This window comes from Sorangium sp. So ce375, assembly GCF_051473855.1.
GTDB lineage: Bacteria > Myxococcota_A > Polyangia > Polyangiales > Polyangiaceae > Sorangium.
The window spans coordinates 3,767,857-3,790,424 of record NZ_CP150335.1; the positions used below are offsets into that span (position 1 = coordinate 3,767,857).

Here is a 22,568-nt window from a genome sequence, read left to right on the forward strand (position 1 = left end):
TCATGATGGACGTCATTCTCTCGCCGCTCGACCGCCTGCGACGCGCCTGCTTCCGCCTCCTGGGCCGCCACGTGGGCACCTGGGTCGCTCGCCGGGACGTCCGTGTGTCGGTGCTGGGGACCATCGCCGTCGTGTGGGCGCTCTCGGGCGCGTTGCTGGCGCCGACATGGCTGTTGGCGCTCGGTCCCATCGCGCTCGGCGTCCCTCACGTGCTCGCGGACGTCCGTTACCTCGTCGCGCGCCCGGGCCTCCATCGGCGCGGGCTCGCGGCGCTCGCGGTGGCCGCGCCGCTCGCCGCGGGCGCGGTGACGTGCCGCCTCGCGTGCGGGCTCCTGGCGGCGGTTGTGGCGGCCTTTGTCGCGAGGGGCACGCGCTGCCGCCGCGCCATTGCGATTGCCTGCCTGGCGCCGCTCGTCTCCGTGGCCGTGGCCTTCCGCGGCTGGTCCGAGCTGGTGTTCGCGCACGCCCACAATGCCATCGCCGTCGGGCTATGGTGCGCCTGGCGGCCGCGGCGGACACGCTGGCACCTCGTGCCCCTCGCGCTGTTCCTCGGGTCGTCGGTCGCGCTCGCGACAGGCCTCCTCGATCCGCTGTGGCGCGCCGCGGTCGCGGCGCTGCCCGGGCTCGGAGCGCCGATCTACTCCCACGTGCGCGACCTCGCGCCGCGCGCGCCGGGCGACCTCGGCGTCCGCCTCGTCCTGCTCTACGCCTTCGCTCAGTCGGTGCATTATGCGGTGTGGCTGAGGCTCGTCCCCGAGGACGATCGCCCCCGCCCCGCTCCGCGCGGATTCGTGAGCAGCTGGAGAGCGCTCGCGGACGATCTCGGGCGCCCGTTCCTCTGGCTCACGGCGTCCGCCGCGCTCGCGTTGATCGCATGGGCCTGCTTCGATCTCGTGGCTGCGCGCGCCGGCTACCTTCGATTCGCGGTATTCCACGGGCACCTCGAGCTCGCGGCCGCCACATGGCTCTTCATCGAGCGGCGCTGGATGGTCGGCGCCGGCGACCCGGGGCAACAGCGGCGCTCGCCGAGCCCTCGAGCCACGGCGCTCGCGCCGTCGTACGCATGATGCGCTGGGCGGTCGCCTTCGCCTTCACGCAGATCGTCGAGGTGCCCGTGTACCTCGCCGCGATGCGCCGGCAGCGCTTCGATGCACGGCGCGCCGTGCGCTTCTGCGCCGCCTTCGGCGCGAGCGCGCTCACACACCCGATCGTCTGGTTCATCTTCCCGCGCCTCCTGTCGCGCCAGGGCTACTGGACCATGTTCGCGGCGGCCGAGGGGTTCGCCGTCGCGGCCGAAGGTTGCTATCTCGGCCTCTTCGGCCTACGCCGCGCATTCCGTTGGGCGCTCTGCGCGAACGCGCTGAGCGTAGGGCTCGGCCTTGCGCTGCGGAGCCGCGTGGGCTGGCCTTGAGATGGCGGGCGGTCTGGGGAACCCTCTCGTCGAGAGCGTCCTTATGGCGAGGTGCGCAATGCGTGCCGAGCGACTCGACGCGGTGGAGACGTGCTGCGCGCCCAGTGCAGGACGAGCGCAATTGCGGAGCGGGCGATGGCTGCGTTCGCGTTCGGCAGGGGGCCGAGCGCCCTGAACGCCGTTGCGACGCGGGGCTCCGCATGAGATGCTCCGGCCGTGGCATTTTCCCGGCTGCGCTGAGCTCGGCATCCTCGTCCTCCCCGTAGCCCCGGCGCGGCCGGGTCGACGCGGCGAGCGCGCGGGTGCCTGTCCGTGCCCTGTCTCCTCCCGCAACGGGGAAGGCCGGGGTGCGGAGCCTCACGCCCGGCAGCCCGGAAGGAGAACGCCACGCACGCCCGGCCGGTCGTGAGCTCGCGCCGCGAGTCTTCCCCCCATCCACGCGCGCCGCCCGTCGCGGCGGCGCGCGAAGAGGCTCGCGATCATGACCGAACGTACCAGCACCCCGTCCACGTCTCCTTCGTCCTTCACGCCCATCGACTCCGCCGGCGCGCTCCTGGATGCGGCGCGCCGCGAGGGGCTCCGGCTCGCCACGTCCCACGCCGACTTCGACCGGAGCGGGCTCGCCTTCCTCGTCGTGCACGCCCACGACGAGGACGGCGTCCCGTGGGTCGTGCGCACGCCGCGCCGCCTCGCCGAGGTCGCGTCGGCCCGCGTCGAGGCGCGCGTCCTGGCCCTGGTGCGCTCGCGCTTGCCGGTGGCCGTGCCCGACTGGCGCGTGCACACCGACCACGTGATCGCCTACCCGCGCCTCGGCGACGTGCCCGCGGTCTCCTTCGATCCCGAGGCGGGCGCGCGCTGGAGCCGCGTCGATCCGGCGGCGCCGTCGGGCGCGTTCGTCGCGTCGGTGGCCGAGGCGCTCGCGGCGCTGCAGCGCGTGGACGCGGCGGAGGCGCTCTCGGCGGGCGTCCCCGTGAAGTCCATCGACGACACGCGCGCGCTCCACGCGCGGGCCATGGACGCGACGCGCGCCGTGCTGGCGCCGCCGGAGGCGCTGTGGGCCCGGTGGCAGCGCTGGCTCGAGAACGACGCGGTCTGGCCGCGGCACCTCGCCCTCGTGCACGGCGATCTCCACCCCGGCCACATGCTCCTCGACGAGGGCGGCCGGCTCACGGGGATCCTCGACTGGACCGAGGCCCACCTCGGCGATCCCTCGGTCGACTTCGCGCTCTTCGTCGGCGCCTTCGGCAAGGCCGCGCTCGACGCGTGCATCGCGCGCTTCGAGGCGGCCGGCGGGACCACCTGGCCCAGCCTCGCGGTCCACGCCAGCGAGCGCTGGGCGGCGTTCCCCGCGCTCGCGGCGAAGTGGGGCGTCGAGTCCGGCGACGAGGGCGTGATCGCGCACGCGCGCAACCTGCTCGCCGGGATCGCGGCCGAGAGCGGGTGAGCGCAGGCGCGCGCGCCGCGCAGCGCCCCACCGGTGATTGAAATAACGCGTCGCGTTGTGAGCCCGCGCATGTTCAGCCGCCGCGGCCCTGGGTAGCCTCTCCGCATGAGCGGAGGACACGGCGCGGATGCCGGTGCGGCGGATCGCGCGCTCGTGCTCATGCTGCTGGGCACGGTGCTCCTCGTGTCGCCGGCGCGGCTGCTCTGGGCCCGCGGCCTGCTCGCGGTGGCCGCGGTCTTCGCGGTGTGGGCCGCGCTGATCGCGCTCGCCGTGCTCGCGACGCGCGCCGACCGCGTCGACCGCGTCGACCCCGAGCGCGGCGAGCCCGCCCCCGGCGAGCGCGAGCGCGATCGCGGCGATCCCGCGCCCGGTGATCGAGGGCCGCCGTGATCGACGTCGGCGTCCTGCTGTTCGCCACGGTGGCCTGGCTGGCGGTGCTCGCCGCGATCGCGCTCGCCGCGCAGCGCGAGCGGATCCCCCGCGCGCTCGCGCGCCACCCGCTCGTCCTCGCCCTCTCGCTCGGCGTCTACGCCTCGTCGTGGACCTACTACGGCGGCGTCGGCTTCGCGCAGCGCCACGGCCTCGTCTTCCTCGCGGTCTACCTGGGCCCGACGCTCGCGTGCATCGCCACCCCGCTCCTCTGGTCGCGCGTCCTGCGCATCACGCGCGAGCAGCGCCTCTCCTCGCTCGCCGACCTCTTCGCCTTCCGCTTCCAGAGCCCCGCCGCCGGGGCGCTCGTCGCGGCCTTCTCCCTCGTCGCCAGCGTGCCCTACATCGCGCAGCAGTTCCGCGCGACAGAGCAGTCGGTCCGCGTGCTCTCCGGGCCCGGGCACGAGGACGCCGTCGGCGCCGTCTTCTGGGCGCTGCTGACGCTCTTCACGGCGTTCTTCGGCGCCCGCCCGGCCGCCGAGCAGGGGCGCGAGGACGGCCTCGCGGCGGCGGTCGCGTTCGAGTCGGCGGCGAAGCTCGCCGTGCTCGCGGCCGTGGGCCTCGTCGCGGTGCTCGGGGCGTTCGGCGGGGCGGGCGGGCTCGCGGACTGGCTCGGCGACCACGCGGCCGAGGTCGAGGCGCTCGGGCGCCCCGTGCGCGAGGACAGCGGCTGGACCTCGATGCTCGTCATCAGCTTCGCCGCGGCCTTCCTGCTGCCGAGGCAGTGGCACATGGCGTTCGCCAGCGGCGCAGGCGACCGCGCGCTCTCCAGGGCGGCCTGGGCCTTCCCGCTCTTCCTGCTCGCGCTCAACCTGCCCGTCCTGCCCGTCCTCTGGGCGGGGACCCGCCTCGCGCCGGCCGAGCCCGCCGACAGCTACGTGCTGCTCGTGCCGCAGCTGCTCGGCCAGGGCTGGCTCGCGCTCGCCGCGTTCATCGGCGGCATCTCCGCGGCGAGCGCGATGGTCATGGTCACGGCCGTCTCCCTCGCGAGCGCCAGCGCGACGCACCTGCTCCTGCCGCTCGCCCGGAGGACGCTGCGCCGCAACGTCTACGCGCGCGTGCTGTGGCTCCGCCGCGGCCTCCTGACCGCCATCCTCGCCGGCGGGTGGCTCTTTCACCGCGCGCAGCCGCACCGGGGGCTGCTCGTCGAGAGCGGCATCGTGTCGTTCGTCGCCTTCGCGCAGTTCCTTCCGGGGGTCCTCGCCGCGCTCTTCTGGGAGCGCGCGACGCGCGCGGGCTTCCTCGCCGGGCTCGTGGCCGGCATCTTCACCTGGACGGCCACCTGCCTCGCGCCGCTCCTGCCCGAGCTGTCCGGGCTCGATCCCGGGTGGCTCAACCTCCTGCGCGAGGGCGCGGGCTTCGCCGACCCCGCGGCGCACGCGGCGCGCGCGGCGGCCATCGACACCTGGTCGCTGCCCACGTTCGTGTCCCTCGCCGTCAACGGCGCCACGCTCGGGCTCGTCTCGCTCCTGCGCCCCCCGGCCGAGGAGGAGCGCGAGGCGGCGCGCCTGTGCACGCGCCGCGAGATAGGCCCGTCGGTCGAGCGCGCGACCGTGGCCTCGAGCGTGGGCGCGCTGGAGGAGCGGCTCGCCCGGCTGCTCGGCCGCGAGGCGGCCGCCCTCGAGGTCACGCGCGCGCGGATCGAGCTCGACATCCCGCGCGACGAGACGCGGGCCACCGAGCTCCACGCGCTCCAGGAGCGCCTGCACCGCAACCTGTCGCCGCTCGTCGGCCCGGTGCTCGCGAGGACGGCCGCGGAGGCGGACGCGCAGGCCGCCCCCGCGGCGCTGGGCAGCAGGGCGGCGAGCGGCGCGCTCACCGAGGAGCTCCGGTGGCTGGAGCGGCGCCTCGCGCGCGGGGAGGCCACGACGACGTTCGTCGGCGCGGCGAAGGAGCTCGATCTCCTGCGGCGATGGCTCCGCTCGGTGCTCGCGCAGCTCCCCCTCGGCGTCTGTGCCGTGGGGTCCGACGGCGCGATCAGCCTCGTGAACCGGCGCCTCGAGGCGCTCGTCGGCGTCGAGGAGCGCGACCTCGTCGGGGCGCCGCTCGACCGGCTGCCGGCCCCGTTCGCGGAGCTGTTCGCGCGCGCCGCGCGCGCCGCCTCCGCGGGGGAGGGCGGCGCGGACGAGATCGAGGCGCACGTGGCCGGCCGCGCGCGCTCGCTGCGCGTCCACCGCGCCGCGCTCGACCCGCTCGACGCGCGCGCCGCCTCCGGGGGCGTGGTCCTCCTCGTGGAGGACCGCACCGAGCAGCGCGCGCTCGAGGCGCAGCTCGCCCACCGCGATCGCCTCGCCCAGCTCGGCCGCCTCGCCGCCGGCGTGGCCCACGAGGTCGGCAACCCGCTCACCGGCATCGCCTGCCTCGCGCAGAACCTCCGCGCCGAGTCCGACAGCGACGAGATCCGCGCGCGGGCGGGCCTCATCCTCGGCGAGGCGGCGCGCATCGAGGCCATCCTGCGCTCGCTGCTCGACCACAGCCGCACCGGCGCCGTGCCGAAGCCAGGCGAGGGCGCGCGCGCGCGGGTCGGGCGCGTGGCGCTCGCCGAGGTGGTCGCCGAGGCGGTGCGGCTCATCCGGCTCGACCGCGCGGCGCCCCACGTCGGGGTGGAGCAGGCCTGCCCCGAGTCGCTCGTCGTCATCGGCGACCGGCGCGAGCTCGTTCAGGTCTTCGTCAACCTGCTCGCGAACGCCCGCGACGCCTCCGAGGCCGGCGCGCTCATCACCGTCCGGGGGTGGATCGAGGCCGGCCAGATCGTTGTCGAGGTCGAGGACCACGGCAGCGGCATCCCCGAGGAGCTCCTCGCCGCGGTGCTGGAGCCGTTCGTGACGACGAAGCGCGACCCGAGCGGCACGGGGCTCGGCTTGCCCCTCTCTCGCTCGATCGTCGAGGATCACGGCGGGACCCTGGCGCTGCGGAGCGCGGTGGGGCGGGGGACGACGGTCGTCGTCCGGCTGCCGCTCGCGGGCGCGAGCGAGGCGAGGCGGAGGCCCGAGGCGGAGCCGTGAGCCCGCGTCCAGGCCGCGGGCGTCCTCGGGGCGGCGCCCTGCCGCCTGCCTGCCGCGCGCACCGCGTCGTCGAGGCGGGGTGGGGCAGGCGGATGAGGATGAGGTGCAAGGTTCAACGGTGGCTGTGCGACGTCGGGTGTTACCGATCGTAACGAGATGTCGCCGAGCGAGGCCGCCCACGTGCTTGCCCCGTGGACGAACGGGTATTCTCAAGGCTGCTTGCGTGGTATTCAGATCAAAGAGAGCAGCATTCGGCGAGCCGGGGGTGACAGGGCATCGAGCCACGCGCTGCCCGGCCCCTCCTCCTCCCTCGCGTGCGGGGGAGGAGGAGCCATGAACAACACCCTGGCTGCCTCTTTACCGCTCGGCGCGCCTGTAAGCCCGTCTCCGGCCCTCTCGAAGAGCGCTGGAGCTCCTCCGAGGAACCGTTCCCATGGCACAGACGTCTCCCCAAACCTTTGCCGTGGCTCCCGGGAGCCACGCACCCGCGGCCGGGCGTGAGGTCGTCAGCAGCTCCACGCTCTGGAAGGTCATCTTCGCGTCCGCTGGCGGCACGATGATCGAGTGGTACGACTTCTATATCTTCGGGAGTCTCGCCGCGATCATCTCGACCCACTTCTTCCCGAAGGACAACCCGACCGCGAGCTTCCTGCTGACGCTGGGCACCTTCGCCACGGGCTTCGTCGTCCGCCCGTTCGGCGCGCTCGTGTTCGGGCGCGTCGGCGATATCGTCGGCCGGAAGTACGCGTTCCTCGTCACGCTGCTGCTCATGGGCGGCGCGACGGCGGTGATCGGTCTCCTCCCCACGTATGAGAAGATTGGGCTCTTCGCCCCGCTCGCGCTCGTCCTGATCCGCCTCATTCAGGGCCTCGCGCTCGGCGGCGAGTACGGCGGGGCGGCGGTGTACGTCGCCGAGCACTCGCCCGACGAGAAGCGCGGCTTCTACACCTCGTTCATCCAGATCACGGCGACGCTCGGCCTGTTCGTCTCGCTGGCGGTGATCCTCGGGACCCGCCTTATCGTGGGCGAGGACACGTTCAAGGACTGGGGCTGGCGCATCCCGTTCCTCCTGTCGGTGCTCCTCGTCGCCGTGTCCTTCTACGTGCGTACCCGCCTCAAGGAGTCGCCGATCTTCGCCAAGCTCAAGGCCGAGGGGAAGACGTCGACCGCGCCCATCAAGGACAGCCTCGGCAACAAGCGCAACTGGAAGGTCATCCTGGTCGCCCTCTTCGGCGCCACGGCCGGTCAGGGTGTGGTCTGGTACACGGGGCAGTTCTACGCGCTCTACTTCCTGCAGAACACGCTGAAGGTCCCCTTCGTCACGGCCACGATCATCGTCGCCACCGCGCTCGCCCTCGGCATGCCGTTCTTCGTGTTCTTCGGCGCGCTCTCGGATCGCATCGGCCGGAAGAAGATCATGCTCGCGGGCAACCTGTGCGGCGCGATCGGCTTCTACCCGGTGTTCTACGCGATGAAGCAGAACGCGGAGAGCCCGGCCGTGCTCACCGCGCTCGTGTTCGTGCTCGTGCTGTTCGTCACGATGGTCTACGGCCCCATCGCGGCCTACCTGGTCGAGGCCTTCCCCGCGAAGGTGCGTTACACGTCGCTGTCGATCCCGTACCACGTCGGCAACGGCGTGTTCGGCGGGCTCTTGCCGCTCATCGCCTCGTCGGTGACGGTCGCGACCGGCAACATCTACGCGGGGCTCGCCTATCCGATCGGGGTGGCGCTCATCACGGTCGTCGTCGGCGGGATCTTCCTGAAAGAGCGGAGCGACGTGCGCCTCTGGGACGAGCTCGATCGCGCGGCTTGACGCCGATCTCCCGGCGGACGGCGCGCCGCTCGCGCGCCGTCGCCGCCTCCTGCCCCTGAAGATTCTTGGGATACGGGCTCAGCCGTCCGGCGCGAGAGAAAGTACGCAGCGGCGAGCCCGATGACGCGGATGAGCCCGTAGAGCACGACGGTGTGCTCCGCTGACACGGATCGAGCTCCCGCGCGGCAGGACACCAACGTACCTATCGAGATCCATGGCATCGCGTTCGTCGCGCGATTGACGCCCATCGCCCGGCGGGGAAGTCCCTCCGTGTGACGGTGGATGGCGGCACGCTGACCTTGTCGCCGTAACATCCCTCGTCATCCCGGCAGTCGAGCCGGCGCGCGCGGCGATTTGGGCGCCCTTCCGGGCGCGCCGGCGCGCGAGGTCCGTGCAGCGTCAGTACGTTGTCGGTCAGGTTCGTCCCTGGTTGGGCGTAAGGCCTCGACGATCGGACCGGCCCCCGTGGAGGGTGCTCGTCGCGCGGGGCAGCGACAGGCTGAACTCGCCTTGGACGTGCTGTGCCCGACGTGCTGCGCACGCCGGACACAGCACGTCATTTGGGCTCAGACAACAGCCTGTCGCCGCCCCGCGCGACGAGCTCCCTCCACGGGGGCCTACCGCAAGCGCTGGCACGGGATGAGCCCGGTCGACGAGGGCCTCGTCCGATTCTGCGGAGGGGCGCTCCGTTACCGCACCGTTCAAGCGCAGCCCTGGTCTCGTGAGAGCAGGAACCACAGCGGCAGCGAGGCACAGCGGGGCCTCGGTGTCCTCCGTGCGTCTATGGTTGAAATAGCTTCTCATGAAGGAACCGGGGATGGCCATGAGAGACGCGATGTCGGCGAATTACACTGATGAATAGTTTCGTTGTCACTGATGAGCTGCGGGCTCTCCGATGTGCCCCGTGTTTCTTCGTTACACTGAACTACAGCATGGTATTTGACGCGTCGCTGGCTTGAGAGGACAATTGTGCTTGACTCAGCACGTCGTGTGATCGAAGGGTCACCGGCTGGGAATCGGGAACTGAGAGAGATTGATTGAGCGCTCCGTGTCATGTGCTTTGCGCGCGGCACGTCGGCGTGGCACCTTACGGAACTTGCTTGCGGCCCGTCCGGCCGCTCCTGGGAGAAAATTTATGCGCTTTGCTAGCCTGCTGAGCCTCGGCTCGGTTTCGATCGCTTGCTGCCTGGCTGCCTGCATCGCCGCGTCTCCGGACGACGAAGAGATCCTGTCGCTGGAGGGCGAGCTGCTCAGCCCGGACTCCACGATGTCAGCGGAGCTGTCGTACCAGTCGCAGTGGCCGACGGGGTACTGCGCCAACGTGACCGTGAAGAACGCGAGCTCGAAGCCCAGCACCTCCTGGGGCCTCGCGATCGCGCTCAACGGCGCCACGCTGGCCAACTCGTGGAACGCGCGCGTCACGCAGTCGAACGGCCAGCTGAACGCCACCAACGAGAGCTACAACGGGTCGCTGGGAGCAGGGGCGTCGACGACCTGGGGGTTCTGCGCGAACGGCACGGGGAGGCCCTCGATCACGTCGGTCAACGGCAACGGGAACGGAGGCTCGACGTCGGCGAGCTCCAGCAGCAGCGCCTCGAGCAGCTCCAGCAGCAGCACGTCGGCCAGCTCCGGCGGAGGCGGCGCGGGCGGCAGCGGAGGCTCGGGCGGCAGCGGAGGCTCGGGCGGCAGCGGAGGCTCGGGCGGCAGCGGAGGCTCGGGCGGCGGCGGGGGCTCGGGCGGCGGCGGAGGCTCGGGCGGCGGCGGTGGAGGCCCGGTGGTCAACTCCGGCCTTCCGACGCCGCCAGGCCCCAGCAACGTGGCGAAGCCGTCCGGCGCGGCCGGTGGGTTCAGGGTCATCAACTGGGCCGGCTTCACGGGCGCCGTGTCGTACACGTTCGACGACTCGAACTCGAGCCAGATCCAGAACTACGACACGCTGAACGCGCTCGACGTTCCGTTCACCTTCTACCTTCAGACCGGCAAGAGCGAGTCGACAAATGCCGTGTGGCAAAGGGCGCTGAGCGACGGGCACGAGCTCGGCAACCACACGAAGAGCCACTCGAGCAACGACAGCGGCGCCGATACGGACGCCGCGACGCAGTTCATCGAGAGCAGGTTCGGCACCAAGGTGTGGACGATGGCGGCGCCGAACGGCTCGTCCGTGTACACGAACATCGCCAGGACGCGCTTCCTCATCAACCGGGGCGTGGCCAACAACCTCATCGGCCCGAACGACTCGACCGATCCGTTCACGCTGCCCTGCTACATCCCCCCGGCCGGCGCTTCCACGGCGACGATGGATCAGCAGGTCACGAGCGCGCGGGACGCCAAGAAGTGGCGCACCGTCCTTGTTCACGGCTTTACCGGCGGCACCGACGGCGCCTATCAGCCCGTGCAGCTCCAGGCCTTCATCGATCACGTCAAGCACTCCAAGGCGTTCGGCGACATGTGGCTCGACAGCGTGGTCAACGTCGGCGCTTACTGGCGCGGTCAGAAGGCCGTCTCCTCCGCCACCCCCTCGACGTCCGGCGGCGCGACGACCTACACGTGGCAGCTCCCCGATCACTTCCCGCCTGGCAAGTACGTGCGCGTGACGGTCACCGGGGGCACGCTCAAGCAGAACGGCGTTCCGCTGAGCTGGGATCCGCACGGCTACTACGAAGTGGCGCTCGACGCGAAGTCCGTCACGCTCTCGCCGTGATGAAGCGGGCCCGCTCCCCGCGGGCCGCCTCCCGCCGCGACGCGCGCTGCCCGAGCCACCCGGGCCCGAGTCAGCCGTGGAGCGCGCTGTCGCCGAGTTGCGGCAGCGCGTTCCTGGCCTCGTGAGAGAAGGAATCAGAGGGGCACAGAGGGCACGGACGAGAGCGCGATGGGGTGGGGGGACTTTGGCCGAAGGTGGGGGCTTTTTCTCCATGGTGCCGCTCGTCGAGCCCATCCGCGCGCTGGCCACGGGCTACCCGAGCGCGTATCCGCGTAACATCTACGGGGAGTCGCCGCACACGGCCATGGGGGACCAGATCACGGCGCTGGTGCAGGCCGCGACGGGCGGCGATTACATCAGCGTTCATACGGTCGTCGGCGAGAGCGGACAGGCCATGTCGGTCATCCGGAAGGGCGCCACCGACACCGGAACGACGGGTCGGGCCTACGCGGCGTCGCTCTTCGAGGCCGCCGCGATCGCTCGCCTCGCCGGCGCGGCGGGCAAGACGTACGGCGTCGGCGCGATCGTGATCACCCACGGCGAGTCCGACGCCGGCAGCTCGAGCTACAAGAACGACCTCATCAAGCTCTGGTCGGATTACAACGCCGATCTCAAGCCGCTGACCGGGCAGACCCGGTCGATCCCGATGTTCGTGTCGCAGCAGCACGCCTATCCGAGCGGCTCGAACCAGCGGTCGGCGGCCACGCTCGCGCAGTGGCAGGCCGGGATCGACCGCCCGGGCGACATCATCTGCTCCGGGCCGAAGTACCAGTACCCGTACGCGAGCGACAACATCCACATGACGGCGATCGGCTACGAGCGGCTCGGCGAGAAGCTCGGGCAGATCTACAACGAGAAGGTCGTGCTGGGCCGTGACTGGCAGCCGCTGCAGCCGACGCGGGTCGAGCGCAGCGGTCGCGTGATCACGGTGCACTTCCACGTGCCCGTGCCGCCGCTCGCCTGGGACAGCTCGCTCCCCGCGCCGCACCAGAGCACGCTCACCGAGTGGGCGCAGGGGCGCGGCTTCGAGGTCCGCACGGCGAGCACCAGGATCCCGATCAGCTCCGTCGCGATCTCGGGCGACACGGTGCGCATCACGGTCGGCAACGATCTCCCCGCGACGGGCGTCTGGGTCGGCTACGCCATGACCAGCGACGGCACGGCGTTCTCGGGCCGGACATGGCGCTCGGGCCAGCTGCGCGACTCGGATCCCTTCGTCGGCTCGATGACGGGGACCGCGCAGCCGAACTACGCGGTGGCGTTCGAGATGGCCGTGCCCTGAGCCTCACCGGCGCGGCGCGTCCCTCGGGATTTGCGCGGCCTGGCTCGACAGCCAGACGTCCGGCCATGGACAGCTGGACGTCTGGCCACGGCGATTCTCAGTCTCCCATCACAGCCGCGGATCGACCGGCTCGCTCTCCAGCGCGAGCACCCCGAACACACACTCGTGCACGCGATGGAGCGGCTCGCCCTCGACGAAGCGTTGGAGCGCCTCCAGGCCGAGCGCGTACTCCCGCAGCGCGAGCGCGCGCTTCGACGACACGCTGCGGCTCCGCAGCCGCGCGAGGTGCTGCGGCATCAGGTACTCCGGCCCGTAGATGATGCGCAGGTACTCCGGCCCACGGCACTTGATCGCCGGCTGGACGAGCCCGCGCGGGCCGCGGACCACCCACTCCCACGACTTCACCACCATCCCTTCGCCGCCGCGCTCGACCATCTCCGTCCAGAAGGCCACCGCCTGCGCCTCGCTCTCCGGGTCCGAGAGGTCGACCACGCGGTGAGGGGTCGGCACGAAGAACCCCGGATCCACCTCGCAGAGGCGCGCGAGCTGCCGCAGGTGGAAGCCGTGGTCCCGCGCCGCGTGCACCGCGCCCTCGCTCGCCAGCAGGTGGAAGGGCGCCAGCCGGATGTCCGAGAGCGAGCGCACCGGCCAGCAGTAGCGACGGTAGGCCGCCACGTACCCGTCCATCGCCGCCTTCCGGGCCGCGTGCCGCTCGAGCAGCACCCGCGCGCTCTCGTCGCGCGCGGCGGCCATCTCCAGCGCCCGCACCGCCGCGTCGAGCGACGCGCGGCCGGACGAGCCCACCGCGGCGTACTGCCCGCGCAGGAGATCCTGCGCCTTCGCCGACCAGGGCAGGAGCTCCGCGTCGAGGCAGACCCAGTCCGTGCGCAGCTCGGCCCACAGATCCGCCCGATCCATCGCCGCCCGCACCCGGTCGATGAGCTCCCGGCTCCGCGCCTCGTCCGAGAAGAACGGCCTGCCCGTGCGCGTCGTGCACACGCCGAGCGGCCCCTCGTCGAGGCGGAACCTCCGCCGCCGCGCGGCCTCGTCGCGGCACACGACCAGCACCGCGCGCGACCCCATGTGCTTCTCCTCGCAGACGACGCGCCCCACGCCGTTCTGCCGGAAGTACGCGAACGCCTCGCGCGGGTGCTCGAGCAGGCCCCCGTCCTTCGACGTCTCGCTCGGCGACATCGTCGGCGGCAGGTAGATGAGCCACCGCGGATCCACGGCGAAGCGGCTCATCGCCTCGAGCGCCGCCGCCGCGTTCTCCTCGCGGATCGTCACCATGCCGTGCACCCGCGTCCGGATCGCGCGCCGGCCCCGCACGTCGTCGATGTCGAGCACGTCGTCGGCCTGCCCGCGCGATCCGGCCCTCGGCTCGCCCGCGAGAGGCGCGAGCGGCTTCGCCGGCTCGTAGTACACGCGGCGCGCCTTGACCTCGACGAGCTCGCGCTCCGGGTAGCGGAGCGCCGTGAGCGCGCCGCCGAACACGCACCCCGTGTCGATGCAGATCGTGCGGTTCTCCCACTCGGCCACCGTCGTCGGCGTGTGGCCATAGACCACCATCGCCCTGCCGCGGTACTCCGAGGCCCAGTTGTACCGCACGGGCAGGCCGTACTCGTCGGTCTCGCCCGTGGTCTCGCCGTACAGGCAGAACTCGCGCACCGCCCCGGAGCCGCGGCCCTGGAACGCCTCCTTCACGCCCGCGTGCGCGACCGCGAGGTTGCCGTCGTCGAGCACGTAGTGGCTGACGAGCCCGTCGATGAAGTCGGCGGCCTTCGCCTTGAACGCGTCCGTCTCCGCCTCGAGCTGCTCGAGCGTCCGCTCGAGCCCGTGCGTCGCCCGCACGTCGCGCCCGCGCAGCTTCTTGAGCAGCTTCACGTCGTGGTTGCCGGGCACGCAGAGCGCGGCGCCCGCCTCGACCATCGCCATCGCGAGGCGCAGCACGTCGGGCGAGCGCGGGCCGCGGTCCACGAGATCGCCGAGGAAGATCGCGCGCCGGCCCTCCGGGTGCGACGCGCGCGGCGCGTCGGGCAGGCCCTCCAGCTTGTAGCCGAGCGCCTCGAGCAGCTCGACAAGCTCGTCGAAGCAGCCGTGGACGTCGCCGATGATGTCGAACGGGCCGCGCTCGTCGCGGCGATCGGTCCACAGGCGCTGCCGCTCGATCGTGGCCGCCTCCACCTCCTCGGGCGAGGAGAGCACGTGCACGTAGCGGAAGCCCTCGCGCCGGAGCTCCTTGAGCGAGCGGCGCAGCTCGCGGCTCTGGCCCCGCACGACGTGCGGGCCGAACTGCCGGTCCGATCGGCCCGCGTTGCGCGCGTGGCAGAGCTTCTCCGGCATGTCGAGCACGATGGCCACCGGCAGCACGTGGTGCTCGCGCGCGAGCGCGACGAGCGGCCTGCGCGCGTCCGCCTGCACGTTGGTCGCGTCGACGACGGCGAGCCGCCCCGACGCGAGCCGCTTGCCCGCGATGAAGTGCAGGACCTCGAAGGCGGCCGCGCTGGCGGCCTGATCGTTCTCGTCGTCGGACACGACGCCGCGGTAGTGGTCGGACGAGAGGATCTCGGTCGGCTTGAAGTGCGCCCTCGCGAACGTGCTCTTGCCGGAGCCGGACGCGCCGACGAGCACGACGAGCGAGAGGGAAGGGACGATGAGGGGGGCCTGCTGGCTCATGACGCCGCCTCCGTCGCGTGCGCCGCGCCGCCGCCAGCGCCGCCCTCCTGGGCCTCTGGGCCGCTCCCGCCGCCCGCGCTGCTCGTGCCGCCCGCGCCGTTCGTGCCGTTCGTGCCGTTCGTGCCGTTCGTGCCGCCCGCGCCGTTCGCGCCGTTCGCGGCGCCCTCGCGGGTGAAGACGGCCATTTGCGTCGGCGCGCCGAGCGAGGGATCCATCGGGCCGATGGGCAGGTGCTCGACGGCGTAGCCGTGCGCGCTCGCGACCCCCTCGCAGAAGGCGTGGAACTCGGCGCGCGTCCACTCGAAGCGGTGGTCGCCGTGGCGGAGCGCGCCGCGCGGCAGCCCCTCGAACCGCTCGTTGTACTCGGCGTTCGGGGTGGTCACGACGACGACGCGCGGCCGCGCGTGCTCGAAGACGCTGCGCCTGAGCGCGCCGAGCCGCGAGAGGTCCACGTGCTCGATGACCTCGACGAGGGTCACCGCGTCGTGGCCCGAGAAGCGCGCGTCGCGGTAGGTGACCGACGCCTGGAAGAGCTGGATGCGCCGCCGCTGCTTGTCGGGCAGGTCGTCGAGGCGGAGCCGGTTCTTGGCGATCTCGAGGCTGCGCATGGAGACGTCGGCGCCCGCGACGCGCTCGAAGACGCGCTCGTCGACGAGGCGCTTCAGCAGCTTGCCCTCGCCGCAGCCGAGGTCGAGCACGCTCCTCGCCTCGGCCCGGCGGAGCGCAGCGACGACGGCCTCGCGCCGCGCCTCGTCGAGGCTCATCCGCGCCTCGCCCCGGTCCTCGGGCGCGGCCTTCTCGTCCTCGGCCTCCTCGGGGCTCGCCTCGTCGTCGGCCACGAGCCGCGCGAGCGCGGCGCGGAAGAGCGGCCGGCTGTGCTTCAGGTAGCGGAGCGCGATCGCCTCGCGCTCGGGGTGGTCCGCGAGCCACCCCTTGCCCTTCGCGAGGAGGTTGTCGACCTCCGCGTCGCCCACGTAGTAGTGCTTCTTGTCGTCGAGCACGGGCACGAGCACGTAGAGGTGCGCGAGCAGCTCCCTGAGCCGGCACGTCCTCGTGAGCGAGACGCGCAGGTAGGAGCTCTGGCCCCACTCCGGGAACGCCTCGTCGAGCGGGAGGCGCTCCGCCGCGACCTCGTACCCGAGCGGCTCGAAGAGCCGCCGGAGCAGCGCCTCGCCGCCGCGGCACGGCAGGGCCTCGACCGTGGCGGAGAGGGGGATCGGCGCGTCGGCGAGCTCCGGGCGGTCGCGGCACTTGCCGCCGAGCGCCGAGCCGAAGACCTGCGCTATCGCCACGGACAGGAACGACGAGGCGACGTAGGGCCGGTCGTTCACGTACTGCGCGAGCGTCCCGGGCTCGCCCGCGCCGCGCCCGCGCACGAGGTCCACGGGGTCGACGTCGAGCAGGAGCGCGGCGGTGCAGCGCTCCTCGGTCGCCTCCGGATAGAACACGTGCGCCTTGCCGAACGACAGCGGGAACGACTGCGTGTACGCGGGGTTCTTGACGAGCAAGTAGCCGAGATCGGTGGCCGGCCGGTGGGTGGTGGTGAGCGTGAGGAGCATCGGAGGCCCGAGTCTACGCGAGCGAGACGACGCATTGCACGCTCGGTTGCGCGTGCCTGGCGCGGCGAGCTCCGCTCCTGCTCCGATCGTGGGGCGCAGTGTCCGTCGCAACGATGCGATGTCCAGAGCCGATCTGCGGCTGTCGGCAGGCGACGCGCAGTGCACTGCCGGACGCCGAGCCGGTACAATCTTTCAGGCGAGCACCCGAGCTCGCGAACTCGGAGCATCCATGGACACGAGCTCTCCGTCTTCGGACAAGAAGATACGCGTCGTCGTCGAGGGCATGGCGGTCGAGTGGGATCTCGACAGCGGGCAGTGCACCTGGGCCGGCGTGCCCTCGGTGTCGATGTTCCTGCCGAGCAGCGTGGTCGGCCTGATGTCCGGCTTCCAGCGGATGGCGGGGACCGAGCGCTTCAACCTCGCCGTGGAGAGCGGGGGGCGGCTCAGCATCGACGACGACTGGACCTATCTCTCCGGTTATCCGACGTTCGAGGAGGGCTTCAAGGCGCTCGGCCTCGGCGCCGCCACGGCGGGCTGGGGCGTGTGGCAGGTGATCTCCCTGGATCGCGAGCGCAAGGAGGCTCGCTTCCGCGTGGCGAACGGGTGGGAGTCGCTTTACCAGAGGGAGCTGGATGTCTGCTGGGGCAGCAGCATGATGGCGGGCAAGCTGGCCGGGTACTGCACGAGGCTCTTCGGGCAGGAGTGTGATGTCGAGCAGACGTCGTTCGCTGCCCGGGGCGATGCCCACGACGAGTTTACGGTGCGCCCCGCCACGACCAGCCTGGAGGAGCGGCTGCAGCGCCTGCTCGACGAGGAGCGGGCGACGAAGACGGATCTGGCGATCGCGCTGCACAAGCTCAAGCGCGAGGTCGAGGAGCGCGCCCGCATCGCCGAGGAGCTCCAGCGGACCGAGCACGAGCTCCGCGAGAAGCTGTCGTTGATCGAGCGGCAGCAGCACGAGCTCCGCGCGCTCGCCACCCCGATCATCCAGGTGTGGGACGGCGTGCTGACGCTCCCGCTGATAGGCACGATCGACGGCGTGAGGGCCGGGGTGATCACGGAGGAGCTGCTCGACGCCATCGTCAGGACCGGCTCCCGCTATGCGATCCTCGACATGACGGGAGTGGACAGCATCGATGGCGAGACGGCCGATCACGTGATCCGGATTATCCGTGCGGTCGAGCTGCTCGGCGCCAAGGGGGTCATCACTGGCGTGCGCCCCGCGGTGGCCGCGCTGATCACGTCGCTGGGTCTCGATCTGGCCGCCGTAACCACGCTGCGGAACCTCCGCGAGGGGCTGCGGATGTGCATCCGATCGCTGTCGGACGCGCCCGCTGGCGGTGAAGTTGGCGGGAGGTAGCGGGTATCCCGGCGGCTAGCCGGCGGCCCCCCCGAGGAAGCCGCCAGCGCCGTCTGCGCCGCCAGCGGCATTGGAGCCACCTGCGGAATCGGCGCCGCTAGTGCCGTCTGCGCCACCTGCGGCATTGGCGCCGCCAGCGCCGTCTGCGCCACCTGCGGCATTGGCGCCGCCTGCGGCATCGGCGCCGCCAGCGCCGTCTGCGCCGCCTGCGGCATTGGCGCCGCCTGCGGCATCGGCGCCGCCTGCGGCATCGGCGCCGCCTGCGGCATCGGCCCCGCCTGTGGCATCGGCGCCGCCTGCGGCATCGGCCCCGCCTGCGGCGTCAGCGCCGCCTGTGGCATTACCGCCGGTCGTGACACTGCCGCCGGTCGTGACACTGCCGCCGGTCGTGACACTGCCGCCGGTCGTGACACTGCCGCCGGTTGTGACACTGCCGCCGGTTGTGACACTGCCGCCTCCGGCGCCGCCCGTACCGCCTTCGACCGGATCCTGCAAGGGGTAGTGCTCGTCGAGGCACAACCGGCCATTCTTCGGCGTCGCGGTGCAGACCTCGCCGTCGGCGCAGGCCGACTGACCCCTCGGGCACTTCGTCACGCCGACGAGGCAGAATCCGTTGGTCTCGAGCCCCGCGAACACGCACGAGGAGTTGGGAAGCAGGCAGTCGCTGTGGCTCGTGCACGCGTTGGAGCAGATACCGATGTCGCCCGCCCCGGCCTCCTCCGCCAGAGCATAGGCGCACAGGCCGTTCTCCTGTCCTCCGCAGTCCTCGTTGGCAAAGTCCCCGCCGAGCACGCACAGCCCGGCGCACACGCCGAGGCCGTTGCCGAAGTTGACGCACCACCCCGCGCAGGGGTCCGGGTCGGCCGTAAGCGAGCACCGCGCGCCTGTAGGCAGCCCTTGCGTGGGCTCGTCGACGCAGACGTTCGCCCGGGGGTCGCACGCCCTGCCGCCGCACTGGCTGTCCGAGCCGCAGCTCGGCATGCACACGGACACGTCGTCGACGTCCTCGCAGCGCAGATCCTCGCGGCCGTGGCACTTCGCCGGATCGAGCGGGTCGTCGAGGTACTCGAGCAGGGGCTCGCCCGAGGTGCAGCCCAGAAGGCAGAGGCCGTCGAAGCACGCGCTGCCTTCGCCTTCGCAGTCGGCGTCTGATTCGCACAAGGCCGAGCAGTACCCGCCCGCCGGGCCTCCGCCCAGGAACTCGTCGCCGGACTCCCTGAAGCAGACGCCTCTCCGTCCGCAGTCCGAGTCCTTCTCGCACCGGGCGCCGAGCCGCCCCCGGGCGTCGGAGCCGCCGTCGCCGCCGCCAGCGCCGCTGTCGCCGCCGCCGGAGCCGCCGTTGGCGCTGGAGCCGGAGCCGCCGTCGCCGCTCCCGGCACCGCCGCTGGCGCTGGCGCTGGAGCCGCCGCCGTCGCCGCCGTTGGCGCTGGAGCCGCCGTCGCCGGAGCTGCCGGTTCCGCCAGGGCCAGGGCTCCCCGAAGCGGAGCCCGTGCTCGCCGACGTCGCTACCGCGCTTTCGGGCGAATCGTCAGAGCAACCGAGGAGTCCCGTCGAAACGGCGAATGCGGCGAGAAAAATCGCCGAAATTCTTCGCACTCTCATCGATATCACCCGAACCAGGAGGTCGTGCCCCCATCGGGCACGCCTTCGACTGATTCCCTGACGGTAGCGGAATCGGTGCCGCTCCAACATCGGCAAATCGCATCTCGTCGGTGGCTGCCGTCCGCCCTGCGAGCCCACCCAGGCGCGACCCACGCGTCGGAGCGGTACGAGCAGCGTCAGAATGCCGGGGGGTGGGGGCTTTTGAACAGCCAAGGGCGCCGAGGATGCCAAGAAAAGCACAACAATCCTGGCGTCTTATGGCGCCTTGGCGGTTCCATCGTTCCGGCAGGGTAGGGGAACTCCCCTACACCGAGTTCCTGAGCGCGACCCCGCCTCAGAGCCGCATGAGAAGCCCCAGAAACCCGGCGAACGTCGGTCGCCCCGCGGTGCCGAGCCGCTCGCCGCCGAGCGTCACGACGGCGCGGGGCTCGGCGAAGATCGCGTGCAAATCCGCCAGGAGGGTCGCGCGCTCGGTCAGCTGCAGCCCGGCGCCCCCACCGACGATCGCCCCGACCGACCAGACCTCGCCCGTCGCGCTCCGCAGCGGAGGCCGGGGATCGCCGCTGACGAACAGGTGGAGCCCGCCCACGCCGGCCGAGAGCACGGGCGAGAGCGCGCCGCCCGTGTCCAGCGCCCACACCGCCTCCAGAAAGGCCATTTCCTGACGGACGGACACCGTGCCGAGCTCGCTGTCGAGCGCGGGCCCCAGCGTCGGCCCGGCGAACGTCAGCCGCGCCGCGAGCCCTGCGGGCAGCGCGCCTCCGCGGCCGTCCGCGCCGCCGCCGTACGACAGCCGCAGCGCGGGCCCCACCGCCGGCCCGATGCCGTCCGCGCTAAGGAGCGCCCCGAAGCCGGCTTCCAGGCCGACGCCCGCGAGCATCCCGACCCGCACCGGCGCTGGCGTCATCCCGGCCTTCCTCTGGACCGGCGCCATCCAGCGGTGAACGTCGTCGGGAACGGCGGCGCCGCCGTCGCCCGCCGCGCGCCCTTGCGGCTCACGCAGGCTCGCCTCCAGCAGGCTCGCTTGCAGGAGCTCGACCGCGCGCACGGCCATCACCGAGGGCGCCGCCGCGCCGGCCGCCTCGACGGCGCGCACCACCGTCTTCTGCGTCACCCGGTCCACGATCCAGAGGTCTGCGGTCGCGCCAGTCCGCGAGCGGACGATCGTCGCGGCCGCGAACGCGCCCGTCTCCTTCGCGGCGCGCTCGAGCTCCGCGCGCACGTCGCCCTCGGGCGCCCGCACGACGCGCACCACCTCGAACCCCGCCGCGCCGAGCTCGGCCTGCAGCCGCGTGGCCGCCTCACGGACCAGCGCGTCGTCCGCGCCGGCCTCGACGAGCGCCACGCGCGACGCGGCCGCCTCCGCCTTCGGTGAGGCCGCGCCAGGAGGCGCCGCGCCGACCCGCGCCGCGAAAAGCGCTGGCGCGAGAAGAAAAACGCAGGTCAGGAGGGCACGGGAAAGCACGCGCCACGGCTCTACCAGATCGCGGGCGGCGGTGGAGGAGCATCGCGGTGAACGGAAGGGGCAGGAGACCCGATGGTGGTTCCGAGGAGCCGAGCACCGATCCGGGAGAGTCCGTCCCGGCGGGCCACCCGTCGTCCGTCACCGCGGGTCCGCGACCTCTCGCCACCATGGGGTCGGCGTGTCGACGCGCTCCGGCTCGAACGCCGCGCCGATCCTGGGGGTCACGACGCGCGCGCGGCGCTCGGTCGCCAGGGAGAGCAGCGTCTCGGCGGGCTCGTCCCAGTCGTGGAGGGCGAGGTTGAAGGTGCCCCAGTGGACGGGCAGGAGCGTGCCGCCGCCGAGCATCTCGAACGCGGTCAGCGCGTTCTCGGGGCCGAGGTGGATGGTCCCCCATGCCGGGTGATACGCGCCGACCTCGAGCATCACCAGGTCGAAGGGGCCGTGTCGCCGGCCGATGTCCGCGAGCTCGGGGAACAGCCCCGTGTCGCCCGAGAAGAAGACCTTGCGCCGCTCCGCCTCGATGACCCATGACGCCCACAGCGTCGCGTTGCGGCTGATCGGCCCGCGGCCCGAGAAGTGCTGAGAAGGCGTCGCGGTGAAGCGGACGCCGCCGATCTCCGCGCGCTCGTGCCAGTCGAGCTCGGTGATCCGCGCCGGGTCGACGCCGAGCGCCTCGAGGTGCACGCCCACGCCGAGGGGCGTGACGATGGGGACGCCCGTGCGGGCCAGCGCCTCGATCGTCGGAGCGCACAGGTGATCGAAGTGGTCGTGGGAGAGCAGGACAGCGTCGAGCGGCGGCAGCTCGTCGAGCGCGGCCGGGAGGGGGTGGAAGCGCTGCGGGCCGGCGAAGGAGACCGGCGAGGCGCGCTCGCCGAACACCGGATCGGTGAGCACCCGGCGGCCGTCGATCTCGAGGAGAACGGTGCTGTGGCCGAGCCAGGTGACCCGAAAGCCGGTGTCGCTGCGCCGAGCCCAGGTCTCGTGGGGCCGCACGACGGGGAGCGGCCCAGAGGGCTCACGTCGGCCGCGGCGGAAGAAGAACTCGCCGAGCACGGGAAGCGTCGAGCCCTTGGTCATGGCGGGGCCGGCGCCCGAAGGGTTCTGGAACTTGCCGTCCTTGAACTGGGCAGAAGCGCGCGCCCGTTCGAGCCGCAGCCCCTTGCGACGCCGGGAATCGTTCATGAGGGGACGATCTCCTGCCAGGCGCGGTGCCTGGCGAAACAGAACACGACCGTGAAGGCGACCATTGCGCGACCCTGCGCCGGAGGAGGCGTGGGCTCCGCCTGCGTGGAGCGCGAGCTCGGCCAGGGTGGCTCGCTCGCGCACCGGACGAGCTTTGCGATCGGCGCGCAGACCGTCAAGGCCTGAACTTGACAAATTGTTCTGAACTTGTCAATGTTGACCATCGCCTGACGCTCGCTCCTCGCCCTGGCCCCTCGGCGATTCGCCCCGTGCCCCTCCGGGCACCGCCTCGGGGGAGCGACCTGCCTGGATTTGTGCAGGAATCAACGCACGGCGAATCCCTGGTCATCCGGTGATCCAAGGGTGCCGCGGCAACTCTCGTTCAGGCGAGACTCGACCCGTTCAGTGACACGGGCGAAGAGGGCGCGAGAAGCCAAATGTCTCGGTCGATGTAGGACGTTGCGGCACAGGTCGTCGCCAGCAACTGCCGTTGTCGTGGCTTCGTAAATAGTCGTTCATAAATGCCGGCAAATTGAACGAGACGGACAGATGCGCGGTAAAATGAAGAGGATCGACGGCGGTAGACCGGCGCAGAGATGCGCAAATTTATGCGTGATTTCGAGGATTTATAAACGACCA

The 22,568-nt window shown here is 72.1% G+C and carries 14 protein-coding genes; 9 read left to right on the plus strand and 5 right to left on the minus strand.

Features of this window, described 5'->3' with window-relative positions; translation table 11 throughout:
- Window positions 1-2 precede the first annotated feature (2 nt).
- The 8 genes from WME90_RS14165 (at window position 3) to WME90_RS14200 (ending at window position 12,085) form a co-directional block, all read left to right on the plus strand.
- Entirely contained in the window at window positions 3-1,067 is a 1,065-nt protein-coding gene (locus tag WME90_RS14165) for a hypothetical protein (RefSeq protein ID WP_437281637.1), read from the plus strand.
- Window positions 1,064-1,411: a hypothetical protein gene (locus WME90_RS14170; RefSeq protein WP_437281638.1), complete on the plus strand. Its 348-nt coding sequence runs from the start codon at window positions 1,064-1,066 to the stop codon at window positions 1,409-1,411. The genes WME90_RS14165 and WME90_RS14170 overlap by 4 nt, the downstream gene beginning before the upstream one ends.
- 481 nt (window positions 1,412-1,892) lie before the next feature.
- Entirely contained in the window at window positions 1,893-2,855 is a 963-nt protein-coding gene (locus tag WME90_RS14175; RefSeq protein WP_437281639.1) for a macrolide 2'-phosphotransferase, read from the plus strand.
- Window positions 2,856-2,960: 105 nt separating this feature from the next.
- The gene (locus tag WME90_RS14180) at window positions 2,961-3,245 is read left to right on the plus strand and encodes a hypothetical protein (protein WP_437281640.1); all 285 of its coding nucleotides are present in this window, start codon (window positions 2,961-2,963) and stop codon (window positions 3,243-3,245) included.
- A complete protein-coding gene (locus WME90_RS14185; protein WP_437281641.1) occupies window positions 3,242-6,289 on the plus strand; it encodes an ATP-binding protein in 3,048 nt (1,015 codons plus the stop codon). Before WME90_RS14180 ends, WME90_RS14185 begins: the two co-directional genes overlap by 4 nt.
- Window positions 6,290-6,722: 433 nt before the next feature.
- Complete coding sequence (locus WME90_RS14190; protein ID WP_437281642.1) at window positions 6,723-8,102, plus strand: MFS transporter; 1,380 nt, start codon at window positions 6,723-6,725, stop codon at window positions 8,100-8,102.
- A 1,135-nt stretch (window positions 8,103-9,237) separates the two neighbouring features.
- Window positions 9,238-10,803 carry a cellulose binding domain-containing protein gene (locus WME90_RS14195; RefSeq protein ID WP_437281643.1) on the plus strand — a complete coding sequence of 522 codons (1,566 nt, stop codon included), beginning with the start codon at window positions 9,238-9,240 and terminating at the stop codon, window positions 10,801-10,803.
- Between the two features lie 211 nt (window positions 10,804-11,014).
- Window positions 11,015-12,085, plus strand: a complete 1,071-nt coding sequence (locus WME90_RS14200; RefSeq protein ID WP_437281644.1) for a dockerin — start codon at window positions 11,015-11,017, stop codon at window positions 12,083-12,085.
- A 108-nt stretch (window positions 12,086-12,193) separates the two neighbouring features.
- Here the strand turns inward: WME90_RS14200 and WME90_RS14205 are convergent, their stop codons facing one another.
- Both WME90_RS14205 and WME90_RS14210 read right to left on the minus strand, forming a co-directional pair.
- Window positions 12,194-14,761, minus strand: coding sequence for a polynucleotide kinase-phosphatase (locus WME90_RS14205; RefSeq protein ID WP_437281645.1), 2,568 nt, complete (start codon window positions 14,759-14,761; stop codon window positions 12,194-12,196).
- Entirely contained in the window at window positions 14,758-16,320 is a 1,563-nt protein-coding gene (locus tag WME90_RS14210; RefSeq protein WP_437281646.1) for a 3' terminal RNA ribose 2'-O-methyltransferase Hen1, read from the minus strand. Before WME90_RS14210 ends, WME90_RS14205 begins: the two co-directional genes overlap by 4 nt.
- Window positions 16,321-16,549: 229 nt before the next feature.
- On the opposite strand from WME90_RS14210, the gene WME90_RS14215 reads away from it, so the two are divergent.
- Window positions 16,550-17,680: an STAS domain-containing protein gene (locus tag WME90_RS14215; RefSeq protein ID WP_437281647.1), complete on the plus strand. Its 1,131-nt coding sequence runs from the start codon at window positions 16,550-16,552 to the stop codon at window positions 17,678-17,680.
- 15 nt (window positions 17,681-17,695) lie between these two features.
- Here WME90_RS14215 and WME90_RS14220 read toward each other — a convergent pair whose 3' ends face one another.
- From WME90_RS14220 to WME90_RS14230, 3 genes are all read right to left on the minus strand, one after another.
- Complete coding sequence (locus tag WME90_RS14220) at window positions 17,696-19,276, minus strand: hypothetical protein (protein ID WP_437281648.1); 1,581 nt, start codon at window positions 19,274-19,276, stop codon at window positions 17,696-17,698.
- Window positions 19,277-19,616: 340 nt separating this feature from the next.
- Window positions 19,617-20,627, minus strand: a complete 1,011-nt coding sequence (locus WME90_RS14225; protein ID WP_437281649.1) for a hypothetical protein — start codon at window positions 20,625-20,627, stop codon at window positions 19,617-19,619.
- A 258-nt stretch (window positions 20,628-20,885) separates the two neighbouring features.
- Window positions 20,886-21,929 (minus strand): MBL fold metallo-hydrolase, encoded by a 1,044-nt coding sequence (locus tag WME90_RS14230; protein ID WP_437281650.1) that lies wholly within the window; start codon window positions 21,927-21,929, stop codon window positions 20,886-20,888.
- Window positions 21,930-22,568 lie beyond the last annotated feature (639 nt).

Bases quoted from the DNA above. Each gene is read 5' to 3' on its own strand.
- WME90_RS14200 (WP_437281644.1), top strand. From the start codon at position 11,015: ATGGTGCCGCTCGTCGAGCCCATCCGCGCGCTGGCCACGGGCTACCCG.
- WME90_RS14175 (WP_437281639.1), top strand. From the start codon at position 1,893: ATGACCGAACGTACCAGCACCCCGTCCACGTCTCCTTCGTCCTTCACG.
- WME90_RS14170 (WP_437281638.1), top strand. From the start codon at position 1,064: ATGATGCGCTGGGCGGTCGCCTTCGCCTTCACGCAGATCGTCGAGGTG.
- WME90_RS14190 (WP_437281642.1), top strand. From the start codon at position 6,723: ATGGCACAGACGTCTCCCCAAACCTTTGCCGTGGCTCCCGGGAGCCAC.
- WME90_RS14205 (WP_437281645.1), bottom strand. From the start codon at position 14,761: ATGAGCCAGCAGGCCCCCCTCATCGTCCCTTCCCTCTCGCTCGTCGTG.
- WME90_RS14210 (WP_437281646.1), bottom strand. From the start codon at position 16,320: ATGCTCCTCACGCTCACCACCACCCACCGGCCGGCCACCGATCTCGGC.
- WME90_RS14165 (WP_437281637.1), top strand. From the start codon at position 3: ATGATGGACGTCATTCTCTCGCCGCTCGACCGCCTGCGACGCGCCTGC.
- WME90_RS14215 (WP_437281647.1), top strand. From the start codon at position 16,550: ATGGACACGAGCTCTCCGTCTTCGGACAAGAAGATACGCGTCGTCGTC.
- WME90_RS14180 (WP_437281640.1), top strand. From the start codon at position 2,961: ATGAGCGGAGGACACGGCGCGGATGCCGGTGCGGCGGATCGCGCGCTC.
- WME90_RS14230 (WP_437281650.1), bottom strand. From the start codon at position 21,929: ATGAACGATTCCCGGCGTCGCAAGGGGCTGCGGCTCGAACGGGCGCGC.
- WME90_RS14195 (WP_437281643.1), top strand. From the start codon at position 9,238: ATGCGCTTTGCTAGCCTGCTGAGCCTCGGCTCGGTTTCGATCGCTTGC.